We start from the raw sequence: 15,465 nt of genomic DNA, 5'->3' as shown, positions 1-15,465 counted from the left end.
CCTCCCGTCAGCGCTTCCATGCCGGGAACGACTGAGGCAACTGCTGCCACAACAGCGGGCCGGCGCGGAGCTCCTGGTCATCCAGCAGGCACGCATCCAGTTCCGCGCGCACCGCGCGTTCGTCCATGTGCACGCCGATCACCACCAGTTCCTGCCGACGGTCCCCCCATAGCGGATGCCACAGCCGCGCCATTGCGGCATGCGCGGCGCGATCCGAGAAGTCCTCCACGCCCGGCAGCGGAGCGCTCCAGCAGTTGGCCTGCTGGCGCGCCCAGCCCACATCGCTGTACGGCAGGGGTGTCGGCGGCAGCAGCGGCGTGGTGTCTTCCAGGCCTGCACGTACGCGATCACGCGCGGCGTACCAGAACCCTGCGGCCTGCGTGCGCGTTGCCGCGCCAACCGAGTTCAACTCGCCCACCCAGTCCATGCGGTTGGCCAGCCAGAACCAGCCCTTGCTGCGGATCACGCCGGGCATGCCACTGCGCAACGCGCGCGCGAAACGGGCCGGATGGAACGGCCGCCGTGAACGGTAGACGAAACTGGCAATGCCGTACTCTTCGCTTTCCGGCGTGTGCTCGCCACGCAGCTCCTTCACCCAGCCCGGTGCGCGCTGCGCCCGCTCGAAGTCGAAGCGGCCGGTATCGAGCAGTTCCGTCAGCGGTACATCACCGAAGCTGGACAGCAGCAGCTTCGCATCGCGGTTGAGGCCGCGCAGCACGGCCAGCGTGTCCTGCACCACTTCCTCATCCACCTGGTCGATCTTGCTGACCACGATCACGTCAGCGAACTCGACCTGCTCGCAGAGCAGGTCGACTACCCCGCGGTCGTCGTCCGGTCCCGCCTGCTGGCCACGCTCGGCCAGGCGCAGGGTCGATCCGAAGTCGGCCAGGAAGGCACTGCCGTCGACCACGGTGACCATCGTGTCCAGCCGGGCGATGTCGCTCAGGCTGAAGCCCTGCTCATCGCGCACCGCGAAGGTCGCGGCCACCGGCATCGGTTCGCCGATACCGGTGGATTCGATCAGCAGGTAGTCGTAGCGGCCGCTGTCAGCCAGCCGCCGCACTTCCTGCAGCAGGTCCTCGCGCAGCGTGCAGCAGATGCAGCCGTTGCTGAATTCCACCAGCGTCTCTTCGGTGCGGCGCAGTTCGGCGCCACCGTCGCGCACCAGCTGCGCATCGATGTTGACTTCGCTCATGTCGTTGACGATGACCGCCACGCGCAGGCCCTCGCGGTTGCGCAGGATCTGGTTGAGCAGGGTGGTCTTGCCGGCCCCCAGAAAGCCGGACAGCACGGTGACGGGCAAGCGGCGGTCGGCGCGGGAAACAGTGTTCACGTCGGAGCGGTCTGGCTGCGGAAAAGAAATGTTACTGTATAACAATTGCTACGCAAGGAACCTCCCCCATGAAGTCCCCTTCCCCCGCACTGCTCGATGCCGGAGCCCTCGCCCTGTCGAGCCTGTGCCTGCTGCACTGCCTGGCGCTGCCCCTGCTTGCCGCCGCGTTGCCACTGTTCGGCGCCTGGGCCCAGGCCGAATGGGTGCATCTGCTGTTCGTGGCGATCGCCCTGCCGCTGACCGGCTACGCCCTGTGGCGGGCCGACCGCCGCCATCGCCTGCCCGTCATGGCCTGGACCGCGGCCGGTCTCGGCCTGGGCCTGCTGCTGGCCGGCGCGCTCGAGCTGCCTTCGCATGCCTGGGAAACGCCGCTGACCGTCACCGGCAGCCTGCTGCTGGCCGCCACCCACGTCTGGAACGCGCGGCGCCGGCACCGCCACTGCTGAGCATCGCCGACGGCCCGCTCGGCGTTACTTCCCGTAACGCCGCAACAGTTCGACCAGCACCTCGGCCTCCGCCGCCCGCTGCTGCGGGTCTTCAGCCCCGACCACATGCTCCTGCAGGTGCTCGTGCAGCAACTCCATCAACAGGCTGTGGGCCGCACCACGCACCGCCGCAACCTGCACCAGCACGTCCGCACAGTCGCCCGCTTCACCCTCGGGCCTGTCCAGCGCCTGCTCCAATGCCGCCACCTGGCCGCCAATGCGGCGCACCCGGGTCAGCAGCTGTTTTCGATTTCTGTGTACATGTGCCATGGGTGGATCGTATACCCTATGGGGGTATCAACTCCACCCGCCGGTCACTCCATGCATCTGGACACACTCGCCGCTGCCCGTCGCCACGACCATCGCTTCGACGATGGCAATCCCCTTGCCGAACGCAATACCCGCCGCGCCCTGTGGCTGACCGTCGGCATGATGCTGGTGGAGATCATCGGCGGCTGGTGGTTCAACTCCATGGCCGTGCTGGCCGACGGCTGGCACATGAGCTCGCACGCACTGGCACTGGGCCTTTCGGTGTTCGCCTACCGCTGTGCACGGCGCTACGCGCACGACCCGCGGTTCGCCTTCGGCACCTGGAAGATCGAGATCCTGGCGGGCTATACCAGCGCCATTGCCCTGCTGGGTGTCGCCGCGCTGATGGCCGCGCAGTCCGTGCAGCGGCTGTGGGTTCCCGCGCCGATCCATTACGACGAAGCCATCGCCATCGCCGTGGTCGGCCTGGGCGTGAATCTGCTCTGTGCGTGGTGGCTGCACGACAGCCCCGGCCACGCGCATCATGCGCATGGGCACGACCACGCGCATCATCACGGGCATCACCACGATCACGTTCATGCCCCTTCGCATGGCCACGATCTCAATCTGCGCTCGGCCTACCTGCACGTGCTGGCCGACGCGGCCACCTCGGTGCTGGCCATCGTCGCACTGCTCGGCGGCAAACTGCTGGGCCTCACCTGGCTGGACCCCGTGATGGGTCTGGTCGGCGCCGTGCTGGTCACGGTGTGGGCGGTCGGCCTGCTGCGTGACAGTGGCCGCATCCTGCTCGACGCGCAGATGGACGCGCCGGTGGTGGCCGAGGTCCGCGAGGTGATCGAGCAGGGCCCATGGCCGGCACGCCTGGCCGACCTGCACGTCTGGCAGGTGGGCCGGGGCAAGTACGCGGTCAGCGCCAGCGTGGTCACCAGCGACGCCCGCCTTGATGCCGATACCGTGCGCCAGGCGCTGGCGATCCACGAGGAGCTGGTGCACGTGACGGTCGAGATCCATCACAGCCCGTCCTGACAGCGCCGAGCCCTCGCCCCGGCTTCAGAGCTTCAGCATCATCCGCAGCAGGTACATCAGCAACGGCAGCGCACTCAGCACCGCGCCCACGATACCGATCCAGGGCCAACGCTCGCCCCGCACCCGCGACGCCACCGCCAGCCCGCATCCCACCAGTGCCGAGCCCAGCACGCCCACCCCCAGGCCCGCGGCGATGCCATTGCCTCCCGCGGCCACCGCCGCCTGTGCCGCAAGCGTGCCTGCAGCCCACCCCACGACCAGGCCCAATCCACTGGCCACACCGCACCACGGTGCCTTGCCCTGTGCCATTGCACGCGTCCTCTTGCCGAATTTCTGTACGGGCCACGCCCGCCTGCTGCCTACACTAGCCGCACCTGCCTCGTCGGGACATCCCATGCGCGCGCTTCGCCTGCTGCTGCCCGGTGCCCTGCTGCTGTTCACCGCCTGTGGTGGCGATGCACGGCTGCCGTTCTCCTCCGATGCCCTGCAAGGCTGCTTCGCCACCAGCCCGCGCAGGACCGCCGATTTCCGCATCGAGCGCGAAGGCAGCCAGTACTTCGTTTCCTTCAACCGCGATGGCCAATGGCAGCGCGACCCGAACGGGCTGCACAAGGCCACCTCCAGCGAGATCAGCCGCTACTTCCGCGACGATGCGGCACAGATCGACAGCGCCTTGATCCGCATGGCCGGCGGCTTCGGCCTCTTCCACTTCAACAGGGGCGCCACGCTGAAGGGCAAGGCCAGTGACAGCGACTACATGGCACTGATGCTGATCGGTGCCGGGCCGGTGTATGCGGTGAAGTGCGATTGATCGAAGTGCAGGGATTCAAGCGGATGAGGAAAGTTTCAAATTCGATCAGGCACAACTTCGGTCACAATCGAGATGCCGGATATTGTTGAGCCTACTGTCTCCGCCACCATGAAACGGAGACTCACACATGAGCAGACGCACGCTGATCCTATGTTTAGCGACGGCCATGGCTGTACCTGCGTTCGCAGAAACACCCTTGAGTGTCGACAGAACCGAGTTGGACTCCAAGGGCGAGATCATCATCGTTCGTCGTACAACGTGGCCAGACTTCGACGGAGCACACATCCAGGTTGATCAGCATCTCAAGCCAGATGGATTTGGACGCCTGATCTATCGATACAGTGACCAGTCGGAAGCCACCAAGCTCTATCATCAGGCCTTCTGCGCCTCCATGGATATGGAACCGTCTCAGGGGGAAGGGACGATTGAAGGGCCGGCGGCGGGCTGGGTATGCACTCGTGAGAACGCCCCCGGTAGTTCAGCCTCAAAATTGAACTGGAAGAGTATCGACTGGGTTACAGCAACTGCTCCGAATGGACGTGTGCCTGTGGGCATCTCCTACTACTCAACGGGCCAGATGAACGCAGAATGTTCTGTCGCCGGCGCCCGAACGGCCACACTTGGTGTTGACAATGGCAGATGCCACCTTAGCGATACACGTCATTTCTCATCCCCCTTCTCTCTCAGCGAGGGAATTGGCGTCATCTGCACCGTAAACGAGTCGCGATTCGTGAGCACCTCGCTGGATGTATGCATACCAAAGCAGTGCGCATCCAATCGCGGAACTCAGTTTGCCCAATAGGCCGTTTCTTCCTGGCGACCTTCATCCTTTCAATGAAGGTCGTCGCAGCAATGCACAGGGGTCCGACACCGCTCTTTCTATCCTTCATGGCAGCTGCGGTACCATGCCCTCCCCCGAACCGCCCGATGCCTGCCGTGCCCCACTACACCGGCCCTCTGCTGACCCGCGACAGCGCCGATGCCCTGCGTCGTGCCCATGACAAGGGCGCGCCCGAGTGGCAAGGCTCGCTTGACCTGGGGCGCAGCCAGGACAGCGTGGGGCTGGACGCGGAAGGCTTCCATTTCCGCGGCCAGCACTACCCGTGGCCGGGCAAGCTGAAGGACCGCACGCTGTACTACTGGGAGGGCGAAGACTTCGCCCCCATCTCACGCTACAGCGGTTCACTGATCAAACTGGTGCCTACCGAGTGGGGTGCGCCGACCTTCGAGATCGACGGCATCAAGATGCTGCCCACCTCGAAGCTGTCGCCGTTCGAGGACGCGCGCCGCAAGGTCGAGCTGGTTGCACCAGCGGGCAAGGCGCTGCTTGATACCTGTGGTGGGCTCGGCTACTTCGCCGCCTGCGCACTGGAGGCCGGCGTCGGCCAGATCCGCTCGTTCGAGAAGAACGCCGACGTGATGTGGCTGCGCACCCTCAACCCGTGGTCGCCCGATCCCGACTCGGCCGCTGCCGGCGGTCGCCTGCACTTCAGCCAGGGCGACGTCTCGCAGCAGATCGAGCAGATCGCCAGCAACAGCGTCGATGCGATCCTGCATGATCCGCCGCGCTTCGGCATCGCAGGCGAACTGTATTCGCAGGTGTTCTACGACCATCTCGCCCGCGTCCTGCGCAAGGGCGGCCGCCTGTTCCACTACACCGGCGCGCCCAACAAGCTCACCAGCGGCCGCGATGTGCCGCGCGAAGTGGCCAAGCGCCTGGAAAAGGCCGGATTCAAGGCCGAGCTCGCGCTGGACGGCGTGCTGGCGGTCAAGCGCTGAGCGCTACTCCGAATCCACCTTCGCCAGCGTCATCACCCACGCCGGCACCACCGGTTCGCCGGCATAGAAGTCCTTCGGCTTGTTCTCGGCCATCGCCCAGCGATGCAGCCAGCTGGGGCCGTAGCGGCCGTTGTAGCCTTCCGCGCCGCGCGCATAGGCGGGGTCACGCATGGCTTCTTCCAGCGTGATGAAGCGGTAGCCGCGCCGCCGGGTGGCCGCCACCAGTTCGGCGAAGGTGGCCGCGTTCAGTTCATTGGCATGCATCAGCCAGACCTGCGGCAAGGCATAGCCCAGCAGCGCCTGCGACTGCCGCTCGTAGTAGTCCAGCTTGTTGAGCATGTACGGCACATAGCCCTTGCGCAGCTGCGCCAGCGTAGCCTCGCGGGCTGCGGACGGCGGCTGTTCATTCATCACGTTGGCGTAGGCGAAGGCCCAGACCCATTCGCCGTTGTCCACCGTCACCGGCGCCACGCGGTACCTGTGGTCGCGGAAGAATCCGTCCATTGCCGCGCGGTCCTCGGCGGTCCGGCCCGCACGCAGATACGGATGGCGCATCCACTGTGGCCGCTGGCCGCGCTCGGCCAGCAGTGGCCGCAGCACCTGTTCGCCACGCAGGAAATCCTGCTGGAAGGCGGCTACGCCCTGCGCATTGAGGTCCATGTGCGAATAGGTGTGGTTGCCCAGCCCATAACCCGCGTCGAGCCAATCGCGCAGCATCTGCACCCGCGCCGGCTGCACCTGGCCATCAACCTCCAGCTTGTTCTCGTTGACGAAGCCCACCACCGGCACATCGGCCTGGCGGAGCTGCGCCATCAACGCCGCATGGCGCGTCTGCAGATCCGCAGGCAGGATGGTGTCCACGCGCGCCCACGGCAGATCATCAATGGTCACCGCGATGCGCCGGTCCACCTCCGCGGCGTGCACCGCCAGCGACAACAGCAGCAACGGCAGGGCACACAGCCACGTACGCATGGACCATCCTTGTGTCGGCAGGAACGCCGACTGTAGCCCAGCGCGCGAGCGCCGTCAGCGCCCCTCTTCCGCAGCCGCGGCCCGCCACAGCGCAACACCGCCTACCATCGCGGCCGTCAGCAGCGCCACCAGCACCAGGGCCAGGTCATCCGGATTGCGCTGCAGCGGCGCGTGCGCGCGGGTGAAAATATGGAAGACCACTTCCTGGGCCTGCTCCAGTGGCATGCGTCCCTGCTGGGTCAGATCGACCAGACACGCCGTCGGAGACAGCCTGACCACGCTGTTCCATGCGTCTTCGTACAGATGCAGGGTCCACGCCGCCAGCGCCATGGCGCTGGCATGCAGAGCCATCAGCCCAAGCGCGGTGGTGCGCAGGGGCCGCCGTACCCGGTGCCACCAATGCACGCAGATGGCCATCGCACCCAGCAGTGCGAGCACCATGCCCGCTACCGGCAACCACCGCAGTGGCTGCCAATCATCCAGCGCGCCGGCACGCGCCATCAACACTTCGGCCATCCGCAGTCGCGCCGCGGGGTCCGGGCCACCACAGGCAGCCGTCACCGGCTCCAGCAACAGATCCACGCGATGATGGAAATAGCCTGCGGCCAAGCCAAGGCCCAGCACGGCGACCACCTGCAGCAGAAGCAACATCAGTCCCGGGGCGCGCGTGCGGCCCTGAGGGAACGGAGTGGATGTCATCGTTACACTCGTGTCGGCGGTCTGTCATCCTAACCAAGCCGATCACGGCTGTCGGCTGGCGGATGCGACAACACGTGTGCTCGGCGGTACGATGTCCACCGAGGAAGAGCCGTTGCATGGAGTGCGCTGGATGCTGACGCTGTACCTGCTGGTGCATTACGGCACCGGCCTGTTGATGATCGCAGGGGCGGCCTACGCCGTGTCGCGTGTCATCCAGACCCAGCGCGCCAAGCTGCCACCAGTCACGCAATCCCTGCTGCCTACGGCCACACCACCGCGCCGTCGCGAACGCAAGGCACTACGGCGCCTGCAACGTCGTCATCCGCAGTGGAGCTACCACGTTGCCGCACCGGTTCCCCGCGCGTGGTACTTCATCGGCTGCATACCGATCTTCGCCACGGCAGCGGTATGGGCCGTCGCCATGCCGGACGGCGCACGCTTCCAGGTCATGGTTGAAAGCACCGTCGGCTACCCGGCGAGCATCGCCCAGGTGCGCCTGCCCGCATCCCGGCACGCCGCGCTGTTGCAGGCGTGGCAGCCTGTCATCGCACAGGGCGCACGCACGGTCGAGATGGACTACACCATCGGCCGCCCACCGCTGGCAATCCAGTCGCGCGATGTCCTGCCGGTACAGGTACGGCAGCAGGGTGACCTGCTGCAGGTCGCGTTCGCACAGCCGATGCAGACACACCGGCTGCAGGCCGCACTGACAGCGCGGGGCGCTCTGGCCGCAGGTGCGGTGCAGGTCCACCCACGCACGTTCGCACCTTGGCGCGAACGCGGTTGGACGCCCCTGCTCGCCCCTGCACCAGCGGGCCGCCCAACGCCGCGCTAACCGCGCGGCAGCTTGGCCGCCCACATGTTGTCGACCAGGTTCGGATAGGGTCGCCCGTTCTCCTCCGCACGCTGCCGCGCAGCGTCCTTCTGTGCAGGCGACAGCGGCTGCGACTTCTGGCCCTTCGGGTTGGGCTTCTTCCACGGTGGCGTGCGGGTCTGGCGCATGCGACGAGTGTAGAGGCCGGTTACTGCTTGAGGAAGTTCAGCAGCGCCAGATTGAAGTCGTCGGTGTGGCTGTTGTTGCAGCCATGCGGCGCGTTATGCAGCACCACCAGCTCGCTGCCACGTATGGCGCGCTGGGTGCGCTTGCCCGAGCCCTCCAGTGGCACGGTGGCATCACTGTCGCCGTGCAGCACCAGGGTGGGGACGCTCACCTTCTGCAGGTCGCGACGGAAGTCGGTAGTGGCAAACGCCTTCATGCAGCCCAGCGCCGCCGTCTGGTCGGACTGGTGGCACAGCGCGATCGCCGCCTGGCGCTCGGCCTCGGTAACCATCAGCTTGCCGTTGGCGCTGAAGAAATCGCGGGTGAAGCCATCGAAGAAGGCTTCGCGGTCCTGTTCCAGGCCGGCGCGCATCTCGTCCGCCTTGTCCTGGGTCAGCGGGCCCTCCGGGTTATCGTCGGTGCGCAGCAGGTAAGGGGGCACCGCAGCCGCGAACACCACACTGTGCAGGCGCGACTCGCCGTGATTGGCGATGTAGCGCGCCACCTCGCCGCCGCCCATCGAGAAACCGACCAGCGTGACCTCCTTCAGATCGCGTTGCTCGATGATGCCGGCCAGATCGGCCGCCAGCGTGTCGTAGTCATAGCCGTCGGCTGGCTTCTCGGAGCGACCGAAGCCACGCCGGTCATAGCTGATCACGCGGTAGCCCGCATCCCGCAGGATCGGCACCTGATCCTTCCACGCCTCGGCCGAGAGCGGCCAGCCATGGATGAGGATGACCGGGCGGCCCTCGCCGCCGGTGTCTTCGATGTGCAGCCGGATGGGGGAAGCAGGCATGGGAACTCCTGGTGAAAGGATGGCACCAGCCTAGGCAGCGCCGCCTGTGGCGACCGTGAGGGAATCCGCCCGCGCCATGACATGCCCTACACGCCTGGCGCCCGGCACCCGCACCCGGAATCCGGGCGTTCGTACCTGGCAGACGGGGCTTCGTCGCACCCGTGCGCTGACCGCCCCCGCAGCGTGCCACTGTGCGCCCGACATCCACGGAGACGCGCCATGCTGTTCGCCCTGCCCCTGCTCGCCGCCGGCCTTGCCGCCAGCCCTGCCCCGTCCGACACCCTGCGCGAGCAGATCCGCCAGGCCGATACCCAGCTGTTCGCGGTGGCGTTCGAGGCCTGCGATGCCGATCGGGCCGCGGCGATGACCACCGAGGACATGGAGTTCTTCCACGACAAGGACGGCAAGTCGGCCAGCAGCCGCGAGGACTTCCGGCGCAGCGTGGCCCGCATGTGCGACAACGCGCGCGAGGGCGGCTGGCGCCTGCGCCGCGAACTGGTGGACCGTTCGCTGCAGGTGTTTCCGCTGCACGACGAGCGTGCCTTGGAGATGGGCGACCATCGCTTCTACGAACGCGGCAAGGACGGTGTGGAGCGTTGGGTGGGGCAGGCGCGCTTCGTGCAGGTGTGGCGACGCGTGGACGGCACCTGGCAGGTGGAGCGGGTGATCAGCTATGACCACCGCGGGGTGGATTGAGGTTCGGGGTGGCAGGCGGCGGAGGGTCCACGCCGCCACTCTGGCGCCCACCTGGCGAAATCCCATGCCTGTAACAGGTGGCCGCGCCTTCCCAGCGCGGCCACCTCCAGCCGTTACAGCTGGATGCGCGCCACGCTCTCGTTCGCGTCCTTGGCATCCTTCTCGCCGTTCTTGATGCTCACGTACAGCACGTTGTTCTTGGCATCCAGCGCCAAGCTGTTCGGGTGGGTCGGCACCGGGTAGGAGGCCACCTTCTGGTAGCTGTCACTGTCGTACGCGGTCACCGTGCCGCCATCGCGGTTGGTCACGTACAGACGCTTGCGCGGTGCGTCCAGCAGGATGCCCAGCGGGCCGGCGTCGGTCGGGATGCTGGCCAGTTCCTTGCCGGTGGTGCGGTCGAGCACCAGCACGCGCTGGCCCGGGTGCTTGCTGGTGAAGCCCGCGCTGCTCTTGGTCATGTAGCTGCGGATCATCTCCGAGCCCTGGTCGGTCACGAACAGGCGCTTGCCGTCCGGGTGAAGCGCGATGTTCATCGGCTGCTCGGCGCTGATCTTGTGCTGGGCCACCACCTTGTTGGCGTCGGTGCCAACTACCACCAGGTCGGCCAGCAGGTTGCTGGTGTACACACGCTTGTTGGCGGCATCCAGCGCCAGGCCTGGCGCCTTGGCGTTGCCCAGGCCCGGAATGGTGTCGATCACTTTCAGCGTGGTGGTATCAACCACGAACAGCACGCTGCCCTCGCTGGAATGGCCGGTGACGTACAGACGGTTGGCCGGGCTGTCGACCACCAGTTCGCGCAGGTCGTGGGTGTAGGCGGCCTTGCCGTCCTTGCCGACCTTCTTCTCCATCAGCTGCACGATGCCGATGGCCTTGTTCTGGGCGGTATCGACCACGGTTACCGAGGTATCAACGGTGTTGCCGACGTACAGGCGGTTGTGGGCGTCATCCAGCACCACGCCGAACGCCTTGCGCTCCAGCGGGATGCGGGTTTCCACGGCCAGCGTGGCCGGGTTCAGGCGCAGTACCTGCGACGGGCCGGCGTCATCGCCGAAACCACCGGATGAGGCCACGAACACGGCGTTCTGGGTGGGGCTGTACGCCAGCTCGTACAGGCCCTTGGCGATGGCCTGGCGCTGCACGGCAGCGGGGGTGCTGGCGGCGGGCGCGTTATCGGCGAAGGCCGCCGGGGCGCCGACGCTGAGCGAAATGGCAAGGGCCAGGGCGGCCGAGCGGAAAGCGGAATGACGGAACATGCGAGCATCCTTGAAAGGGCACGGAAGGGTGTCCTGGCTCGCTGGGCCGTACGAAGACGGCCGTTCCGGCGTGTGCGCACGGAAAGGCTGGCTGGGTTAGCGGGGGGAATGGTAACAGGAGACAGGGAGGCGGGGTGGGATGCTGCACCGGGCACCCGCGCAATCGCTGCGAAATGCCTGTGTGCGCCCGCGTAGTGCCCGCGAGGGGGCATTCACGGTCGGCAAGGAGGCCGAGTTGGATTCACGGCCCTGGCGCCCTTCTAAGAATCCGGAGCACGGGTAGTCAACACATCCCCGACCAAGGGTCCATATTCAATGACACCGTCCTCTCCGCGCCGATACCTGATGCCCGCCCTGCAGGCAAGCGGTGCCATATCCCAAACCCATCCCTTGAGTTGGCGACGGGTATTCTCAGGCGAATAGAGCGGCATGTTCATGCGCAACCCGTGGTCCTCGCCCAGATCGAGCGTGCACATGACAGCGCCCTCGCCGTCGTGCTCTTCGTCGAGATCCGGATCGTCAACGTGAGTGATGGTCGCAAGGAGAGGTTCAACATGGATCAATGCTTGCAGCGCATGTGGCATATCCGTGAATGATGGTGCTGCGCGGCCATCGCTGGGCTCTTCTACGAATGGCACGTCCAGCGTGACGCAACGAAAGTAGTGTTCACTTCGCCCCATCACGCCACGCCCACCGATGGCGGTTGCCATGTCCGCCAACTCGTCGGCACGTAGCAGAAGGGTCGTGTCATCTGCACGCATCGCCACCAGTTCTTCATCATTGGCCTCACTGCCCAGAGAATCTTCCCGCAGGGTGACGTCGAGCGCGACAATGTCATCCCCCTCAGAATTGCTGGAAATCTCGTAGGAGCCGCTGTAAACGCGCATCTCGGTGCGCTCGAACGTCTTGTGATGAATGCGCCAGAACAGCAAGTGGTACTGGCCGCTCGGCTGCAGCGCCAGCAGCCGATGCCAGTCGATGTAGGAAGACAGATACAGCCCGGCGAGTCCCGGGCCTGTTGCAATGCCTTCGAACATGGAGCGATGTTCGACTGGCAGCGCGTCGGCTACTGTCGTCGGCTCGTCGGTCTTCGACTTGGGCAAATCAACGGCATCGCGAAGGCGGCGATGCATGTCGAGCGCATTGACCTTTGCGACCCTTAGCGTATGGGCCGAGAACAGCATCTGATCGACTTCATAAACTTCGCCGGGCGCGAGTGCTCCGCACGCTTCTCTTGCGGCCCGAGCCAACGCCGGTGAAATGAGCGTTTCGAGTGCCTCCTGCTCGCAAAGGAATGTGTTGAAGAAGTCATCCAGACTCCACGCCAAGTCACCCGTCTTCTTTGACACGGGATCGATGTAGGCCACGTCTTCGTCGGCTTCCGACAGTTTTCGGTAATAGAGAAGTGTGCCGAAAGGCGTCAGCGCGATGGGAATGCGCCGTACGGAATCGGGTGGCGAAACAATCCAGCGATCAAGCACGGATTGCCATTGCCGGGGATCGATCAGCGCGAGCTGAAGGTCGCCATAGAATCCGAGACCTTTCCGGCGCCACAGATCGAGAAGGCTGGCGGGGAGAACACCCTCATAGGCGGAAACACGCTTATGGGGAGCCGGCGAAACCTGCCGCGACGGCCGATGCGTCTTGACGAAGCGATGTGGGGTGAGGCGGCGAGGAAGGACCAATGCATCTGTTCCTGTCATCAGACGTATGCCCAGTATCCTGCCCTCCCCGTTTGAGGATGACCATGACCAGAATCGACGCCGCATGGCTGGAAGCGTTCGACAAGGAGTTGCTGCATCTGTTCGCCATCGACCTTGGCAATACCGGCATGGACGAGTATCTGCTGGCTTGCTACGCGGACCTTCCGCCACGCGAGGCGGCACTCGCATTCGGAAGCGATTACGACCTGGAGCGCGACGATGCCCTGTGGCCTCGGCCGGGACTGGAGCCCTAACGTTAAGCCGTGTCGCAATTGCCACGCTTTCTCTATCAGCCCTTTGTGTCGGGTGTCGCTTTTGGGGCCTTGCACGGCGCCAAAGCGTGCTTTCTGCTGCGCATTCGGGCCGTAACTTAACAACGGCGGAAACCGCCGCACCACAGGGGTTCCGCCGCATTGGAGTCGTGTAACAATGCCGTAAGCGTCAGCACTTGTGGCCTCTGCGGCCCACGGTTCCTTGGCATCTCGCAGCCATGCGAGTACACCTTTGCATGCCACCTCACACAGGGTGGCGCGGGCGTCGAAAACCCGGTCAACAACCATGTGTTTGCGCTTGTCAGTCGGCGTCACGTTTACGTGGCGCCGGCTGGCAATCCGTTCGCGTTCCATGGCGGACGGTGCGTGGGGGCCTTCGGGCCCGCCGGATTGGTTGTTGACCGGTTTTCGAGCCACGCATCGTCCCGCCACCTTCATCGGTGGCGGTGCTATCTGTTCTGTACGGAGCATTGCCATGAACGAATCGAATTTCCGTTCCCTGCACGCGCAGTACGATCCGGCCAATTCCGAGCCCGAGCGCGACGCACCCACCGATCCCAACGGATTTGTCTCGACCCTGCGTCGCATCGGAAAGGGTGCGGCCGCAGATGGACAGCCGTGGCCGGAGCGGCATCAATTGCCTGGGCGTTGTCTTCAGCTGGCGGATGCGGACTGCGCGCTAGCGGGATTGCGCGTGGTGGCAGAGTTGATGCTGGCTGCGGAGCGCACGCGGCAGAATGGCGCGCCCGAGGAGTACGTGGGGGATCGGGTAATGGAGGGATTGAAGATGGCTTGTGTGGCGTTGACTGCGCAGGCTACTGAAAGGTTGCATTGTGCTGATTAGGTACCTACATGTGCACACGCGACGCTTAAAAAACCGGAACGTGCTGAGTGGCAACCCGCGCACGAGGCAATCCGACTTTAACCCCAGAATAGGACGGCGCCCAACTTCTAATGGGCAGCCCATCCATGGAACAGCCGCACCTATCTCCAGGAGGAAATAGGTGCTCATCCCGGGATTAAACGCATTGGATAAACGCCAATCAATCTGCGTATCGACAGCTAATCAGCGCCACCCTCTAACCCGGCGGGACACTGCAATGTTGTCGACAGATGGATAGTCTCTCCTATCCGCCGGCAAGGCTATGTACGGATTAAGTCCCGCAACGAAAGACTCTAAGCCACCACCGAGATTAAGGCCCTGCAATTCTATAATTCTACTATCACTAACTTGAACTGAGTAATCCTCCGCCACCGACACTAGATTCGAATCATAAGCCCTGTGATGAATCGCGCACAATGCAATTCCATTGCAAGTCAAGTCTGTACTAGAGGGCACGGCGACGGGAACGATATGAGCCGCCTCGATCAGCTTTAACTGAACTCCACACATTGCGCATCGATTCGAGTACGCCGTCAACACCCTGCGACTAAAGTCCGCCTCGCGATATGCTCTGACTATAGTCGAAGTAACGCGCGCGCGATCTACTTGCCCGCCTCGCTCCTGCGCGGCGAGATGCTGAATGTCGTTTAGAACATTAAGCTCTTGAATACTGCCATTGTGAATATCACTTGCATTTAACGCGTACTCTGCCAGAAGCTCCGGCCTGAATGCCGCCACTATTTCACCGTTCGCCCTCTCCCCCACGGCAAATCCATTATGATATGCGCCTCGGAGGACTTCTTCTCTAATCTGCGCAGAGGGTGAGCTCGAGTTTTGCCCCTCGTGTCTCCCAATATCCCAAGCAGCAAAGACACCAAATGGCGCATACCAGCCAAGAAGCAGTGCAATCTCGCCGTCACTATAGGCCGGAACCGAACCAGTAAACTGAATTCTATATTCGTCAGCAGCACGCGCAGCGCCGCCGCCATGCGTGCAATTCCAGATGAATATTCTAAGATTCTCCCGGCCGCGCCCCTGCCTCTCCAATACGACCCCAAAGGGCTTCCGAGAATTACCAATGAAATAATTCCACCCTGACAACTGAATGGAATCGCATATCAAGGACAATAGCTGTTTAGCGCTCAAGAGCCCAGAAGCTGGCACAACCCCTCCCAAATTAAAGGTGCAAAAAAACTAGCTAGCGCCCTTACTTAAGCGCTCAAACAAAACCCTACCAAAACTCTCCGCCACTAATGGAGGGACGGCATTTCCAATCTGTCTCCATTGACGCTCAATTGTGCCCTCAAGCACAAACGAGTCGGGAAACGATTGAAGCCGTTTTATTTCCTCTATCCTAAGGATTCGATTGCGCCAATGGAAGGGCCCCATATTATTCGAGCGTCGCGCCTGAATGGTCCAAGAAGGAAGATCATGGCCCAGTTTCAGCA

Annotated in this window: 20 protein-coding genes; 9 read left to right on the top strand and 11 right to left on the bottom strand. The window is 64.2% G+C overall.

The window, feature by feature from the left end; translation table 11 throughout:
• Nucleotides 1-7: 7 nt before the first annotated feature.
• On the bottom strand, nucleotides 8-1,333 hold the full coding sequence (locus QMZ25_RS15105) for a GTP-binding protein (protein ID WP_065182547.1): 1,326 nt from the start codon (nucleotides 1,331-1,333) through the stop codon (nucleotides 8-10).
• 68 nt (nucleotides 1,334-1,401) lie between these two features.
• Here QMZ25_RS15105 and QMZ25_RS15100 point away from each other — a divergent pair, with 68 nt between their 5' ends.
• A complete protein-coding gene (locus QMZ25_RS15100) occupies nucleotides 1,402-1,779 on the top strand; it encodes a MerC domain-containing protein (protein WP_053518817.1) in 378 nt (125 codons plus the stop codon).
• A gap of 24 nt (nucleotides 1,780-1,803) precedes the next feature.
• Here the strand turns inward: QMZ25_RS15100 and QMZ25_RS15095 are convergent, their stop codons facing one another.
• Nucleotides 1,804-2,088, bottom strand: coding sequence for a metal-sensing transcriptional repressor (locus QMZ25_RS15095; protein ID WP_049417302.1), 285 nt, complete (start codon nucleotides 2,086-2,088; stop codon nucleotides 1,804-1,806).
• Nucleotides 2,089-2,139: 51 nt separating this feature from the next.
• Between QMZ25_RS15095 and dmeF the strand changes: the two genes are divergently transcribed.
• Entirely contained in the window at nucleotides 2,140-3,114 is a 975-nt protein-coding gene (gene dmeF / locus QMZ25_RS15090; protein ID WP_065182548.1) for a CDF family Co(II)/Ni(II) efflux transporter DmeF, read from the top strand.
• A 24-nt stretch (nucleotides 3,115-3,138) separates the two neighbouring features.
• Here the strand turns inward: dmeF and QMZ25_RS15085 are convergent, their stop codons facing one another.
• Nucleotides 3,139-3,423 carry a hypothetical protein gene (locus QMZ25_RS15085; protein ID WP_065175406.1) on the bottom strand — a complete coding sequence of 95 codons (285 nt, stop codon included), beginning with the start codon at nucleotides 3,421-3,423 and terminating at the stop codon, nucleotides 3,139-3,141.
• 85 nt (nucleotides 3,424-3,508) lie between these two features.
• Between QMZ25_RS15085 and QMZ25_RS15080 the strand changes: the two genes are divergently transcribed.
• The 3 genes from QMZ25_RS15080 (at nucleotide 3,509) to QMZ25_RS15070 (ending at nucleotide 5,704) form a co-directional block, all read left to right on the top strand.
• The gene (locus QMZ25_RS15080) at nucleotides 3,509-3,925 is read left to right on the top strand and encodes a hypothetical protein (RefSeq protein ID WP_053518813.1); all 417 of its coding nucleotides are present in this window, start codon (nucleotides 3,509-3,511) and stop codon (nucleotides 3,923-3,925) included.
• A gap of 127 nt (nucleotides 3,926-4,052) precedes the next feature.
• On the top strand, nucleotides 4,053-4,727 hold the full coding sequence (locus tag QMZ25_RS15075; RefSeq protein ID WP_283219879.1) for a hypothetical protein: 675 nt from the start codon (nucleotides 4,053-4,055) through the stop codon (nucleotides 4,725-4,727).
• 134 nt (nucleotides 4,728-4,861) lie between these two features.
• Entirely contained in the window at nucleotides 4,862-5,704 is an 843-nt protein-coding gene (locus tag QMZ25_RS15070; RefSeq protein WP_065182578.1) for an MnmC family methyltransferase, read from the top strand.
• Between the two features lie 3 nt (nucleotides 5,705-5,707).
• Here QMZ25_RS15070 and QMZ25_RS15065 read toward each other — a convergent pair whose 3' ends face one another.
• Together QMZ25_RS15065 and QMZ25_RS15060 are read right to left on the bottom strand one after the other, a co-directional pair.
• Nucleotides 5,708-6,676: a polysaccharide deacetylase family protein gene (locus tag QMZ25_RS15065; RefSeq protein ID WP_065182549.1), complete on the bottom strand. Its 969-nt coding sequence runs from the start codon at nucleotides 6,674-6,676 to the stop codon at nucleotides 5,708-5,710.
• Nucleotides 6,677-6,730: 54 nt separating this feature from the next.
• Nucleotides 6,731-7,327, bottom strand: coding sequence for a hypothetical protein (locus tag QMZ25_RS15060; RefSeq protein WP_227255455.1), 597 nt, complete (start codon nucleotides 7,325-7,327; stop codon nucleotides 6,731-6,733).
• Between the two features lie 139 nt (nucleotides 7,328-7,466).
• Between QMZ25_RS15060 and QMZ25_RS15055 the strand changes: the two genes are divergently transcribed.
• On the top strand, nucleotides 7,467-8,210 hold the full coding sequence (locus QMZ25_RS15055; RefSeq protein WP_283219878.1) for a hypothetical protein: 744 nt from the start codon (nucleotides 7,467-7,469) through the stop codon (nucleotides 8,208-8,210).
• On the opposite strand, the gene QMZ25_RS15050 is transcribed toward QMZ25_RS15055, so the two are convergent.
• Nucleotides 8,207-8,377, bottom strand: coding sequence for a hypothetical protein (locus tag QMZ25_RS15050; protein WP_283219877.1), 171 nt, complete (start codon nucleotides 8,375-8,377; stop codon nucleotides 8,207-8,209). The genes QMZ25_RS15055 and QMZ25_RS15050 overlap by 4 nt on opposite strands.
• A 20-nt stretch (nucleotides 8,378-8,397) precedes the next feature.
• Complete coding sequence (locus QMZ25_RS15045; RefSeq protein ID WP_283219876.1) at nucleotides 8,398-9,210, bottom strand: alpha/beta hydrolase; 813 nt, start codon at nucleotides 9,208-9,210, stop codon at nucleotides 8,398-8,400.
• A gap of 219 nt (nucleotides 9,211-9,429) precedes the next feature.
• Between QMZ25_RS15045 and QMZ25_RS15040 the strand changes: the two genes are divergently transcribed.
• On the top strand, nucleotides 9,430-9,906 hold the full coding sequence (locus tag QMZ25_RS15040; protein ID WP_065182551.1) for a nuclear transport factor 2 family protein: 477 nt from the start codon (nucleotides 9,430-9,432) through the stop codon (nucleotides 9,904-9,906).
• A gap of 113 nt (nucleotides 9,907-10,019) precedes the next feature.
• Here QMZ25_RS15040 and QMZ25_RS15035 read toward each other — a convergent pair whose 3' ends face one another.
• Both QMZ25_RS15035 and QMZ25_RS15030 read right to left on the bottom strand, forming a co-directional pair.
• Nucleotides 10,020-11,159 carry a YncE family protein gene (locus QMZ25_RS15035; protein WP_283219875.1) on the bottom strand — a complete coding sequence of 380 codons (1,140 nt, stop codon included), beginning with the start codon at nucleotides 11,157-11,159 and terminating at the stop codon, nucleotides 10,020-10,022.
• A gap of 260 nt (nucleotides 11,160-11,419) precedes the next feature.
• The gene (locus QMZ25_RS15030) at nucleotides 11,420-12,844 is read right to left on the bottom strand and encodes a GAD-like domain-containing protein (protein ID WP_283219874.1); all 1,425 of its coding nucleotides are present in this window, start codon (nucleotides 12,842-12,844) and stop codon (nucleotides 11,420-11,422) included.
• A 62-nt stretch (nucleotides 12,845-12,906) separates the two neighbouring features.
• On the opposite strand from QMZ25_RS15030, the gene QMZ25_RS15025 reads away from it, so the two are divergent.
• Nucleotides 12,907-13,116, top strand: a complete 210-nt coding sequence (locus tag QMZ25_RS15025) for a hypothetical protein (protein ID WP_279942514.1) — start codon at nucleotides 12,907-12,909, stop codon at nucleotides 13,114-13,116.
• 493 nt (nucleotides 13,117-13,609) lie between these two features.
• The gene (locus QMZ25_RS15020; protein WP_283219873.1) at nucleotides 13,610-13,978 is read left to right on the top strand and encodes a hypothetical protein; all 369 of its coding nucleotides are present in this window, start codon (nucleotides 13,610-13,612) and stop codon (nucleotides 13,976-13,978) included.
• Between the two features lie 222 nt (nucleotides 13,979-14,200).
• Here the strand turns inward: QMZ25_RS15020 and QMZ25_RS19230 are convergent, their stop codons facing one another.
• Both QMZ25_RS19230 and QMZ25_RS15010 read right to left on the bottom strand, forming a co-directional pair.
• Entirely contained in the window at nucleotides 14,201-15,181 is a 981-nt protein-coding gene (locus QMZ25_RS19230; protein WP_345782740.1) for an HNH endonuclease, read from the bottom strand.
• A 30-nt stretch (nucleotides 15,182-15,211) separates the two neighbouring features.
• Nucleotides 15,212-15,406 carry a DNA cytosine methyltransferase gene (locus tag QMZ25_RS15010; protein WP_283219891.1) on the bottom strand — a complete coding sequence of 65 codons (195 nt, stop codon included), beginning with the start codon at nucleotides 15,404-15,406 and terminating at the stop codon, nucleotides 15,212-15,214.
• Nucleotides 15,407-15,465: the final 59 nt, after the last annotated feature.

This window comes from Stenotrophomonas sp. RS-48, from assembly GCF_030053245.1.
GTDB lineage: Bacteria > Pseudomonadota > Gammaproteobacteria > Xanthomonadales > Xanthomonadaceae > Stenotrophomonas > Stenotrophomonas maltophilia_P.
This window is presented reverse-complemented; position numbering and strand designations above follow the sequence as displayed.

Bases quoted from the DNA above. Each gene is read 5' to 3' on its own strand.
- QMZ25_RS15100 (WP_053518817.1), top strand. From the start codon at position 1,402: ATGAAGTCCCCTTCCCCCGCACTGCTCGATGCCGGAGCCCTCGCCCTG.
- QMZ25_RS15095 (WP_049417302.1), bottom strand. From the start codon at position 2,088: ATGGCACATGTACACAGAAATCGAAAACAGCTGCTGACCCGGGTGCGC.
- dmeF (WP_065182548.1), top strand. From the start codon at position 2,140: ATGCATCTGGACACACTCGCCGCTGCCCGTCGCCACGACCATCGCTTC.
- QMZ25_RS15085 (WP_065175406.1), bottom strand. From the start codon at position 3,423: ATGGCACAGGGCAAGGCACCGTGGTGCGGTGTGGCCAGTGGATTGGGC.
- QMZ25_RS15080 (WP_053518813.1), top strand. From the start codon at position 3,509: ATGCGCGCGCTTCGCCTGCTGCTGCCCGGTGCCCTGCTGCTGTTCACC.
- QMZ25_RS15075 (WP_283219879.1), top strand. From the start codon at position 4,053: ATGAGCAGACGCACGCTGATCCTATGTTTAGCGACGGCCATGGCTGTA.
- QMZ25_RS15065 (WP_065182549.1), bottom strand. From the start codon at position 6,676: ATGCGTACGTGGCTGTGTGCCCTGCCGTTGCTGCTGTTGTCGCTGGCG.
- QMZ25_RS15060 (WP_227255455.1), bottom strand. From the start codon at position 7,327: ATGTTGCTTCTGCTGCAGGTGGTCGCCGTGCTGGGCCTTGGCTTGGCC.
- QMZ25_RS15055 (WP_283219878.1), top strand. From the start codon at position 7,467: ATGTCCACCGAGGAAGAGCCGTTGCATGGAGTGCGCTGGATGCTGACG.
- QMZ25_RS15050 (WP_283219877.1), bottom strand. From the start codon at position 8,377: ATGCGCCAGACCCGCACGCCACCGTGGAAGAAGCCCAACCCGAAGGGC.
- QMZ25_RS15045 (WP_283219876.1), bottom strand. From the start codon at position 9,210: ATGCCTGCTTCCCCCATCCGGCTGCACATCGAAGACACCGGCGGCGAG.
- QMZ25_RS15040 (WP_065182551.1), top strand. From the start codon at position 9,430: ATGCTGTTCGCCCTGCCCCTGCTCGCCGCCGGCCTTGCCGCCAGCCCT.
- QMZ25_RS15035 (WP_283219875.1), bottom strand. From the start codon at position 11,159: ATGTTCCGTCATTCCGCTTTCCGCTCGGCCGCCCTGGCCCTTGCCATT.
- QMZ25_RS15025 (WP_279942514.1), top strand. From the start codon at position 12,907: ATGACCAGAATCGACGCCGCATGGCTGGAAGCGTTCGACAAGGAGTTG.
- QMZ25_RS15020 (WP_283219873.1), top strand. From the start codon at position 13,610: ATGAACGAATCGAATTTCCGTTCCCTGCACGCGCAGTACGATCCGGCC.
- QMZ25_RS15010 (WP_283219891.1), bottom strand. From the start codon at position 15,406: ATGGGGCCCTTCCATTGGCGCAATCGAATCCTTAGGATAGAGGAAATA.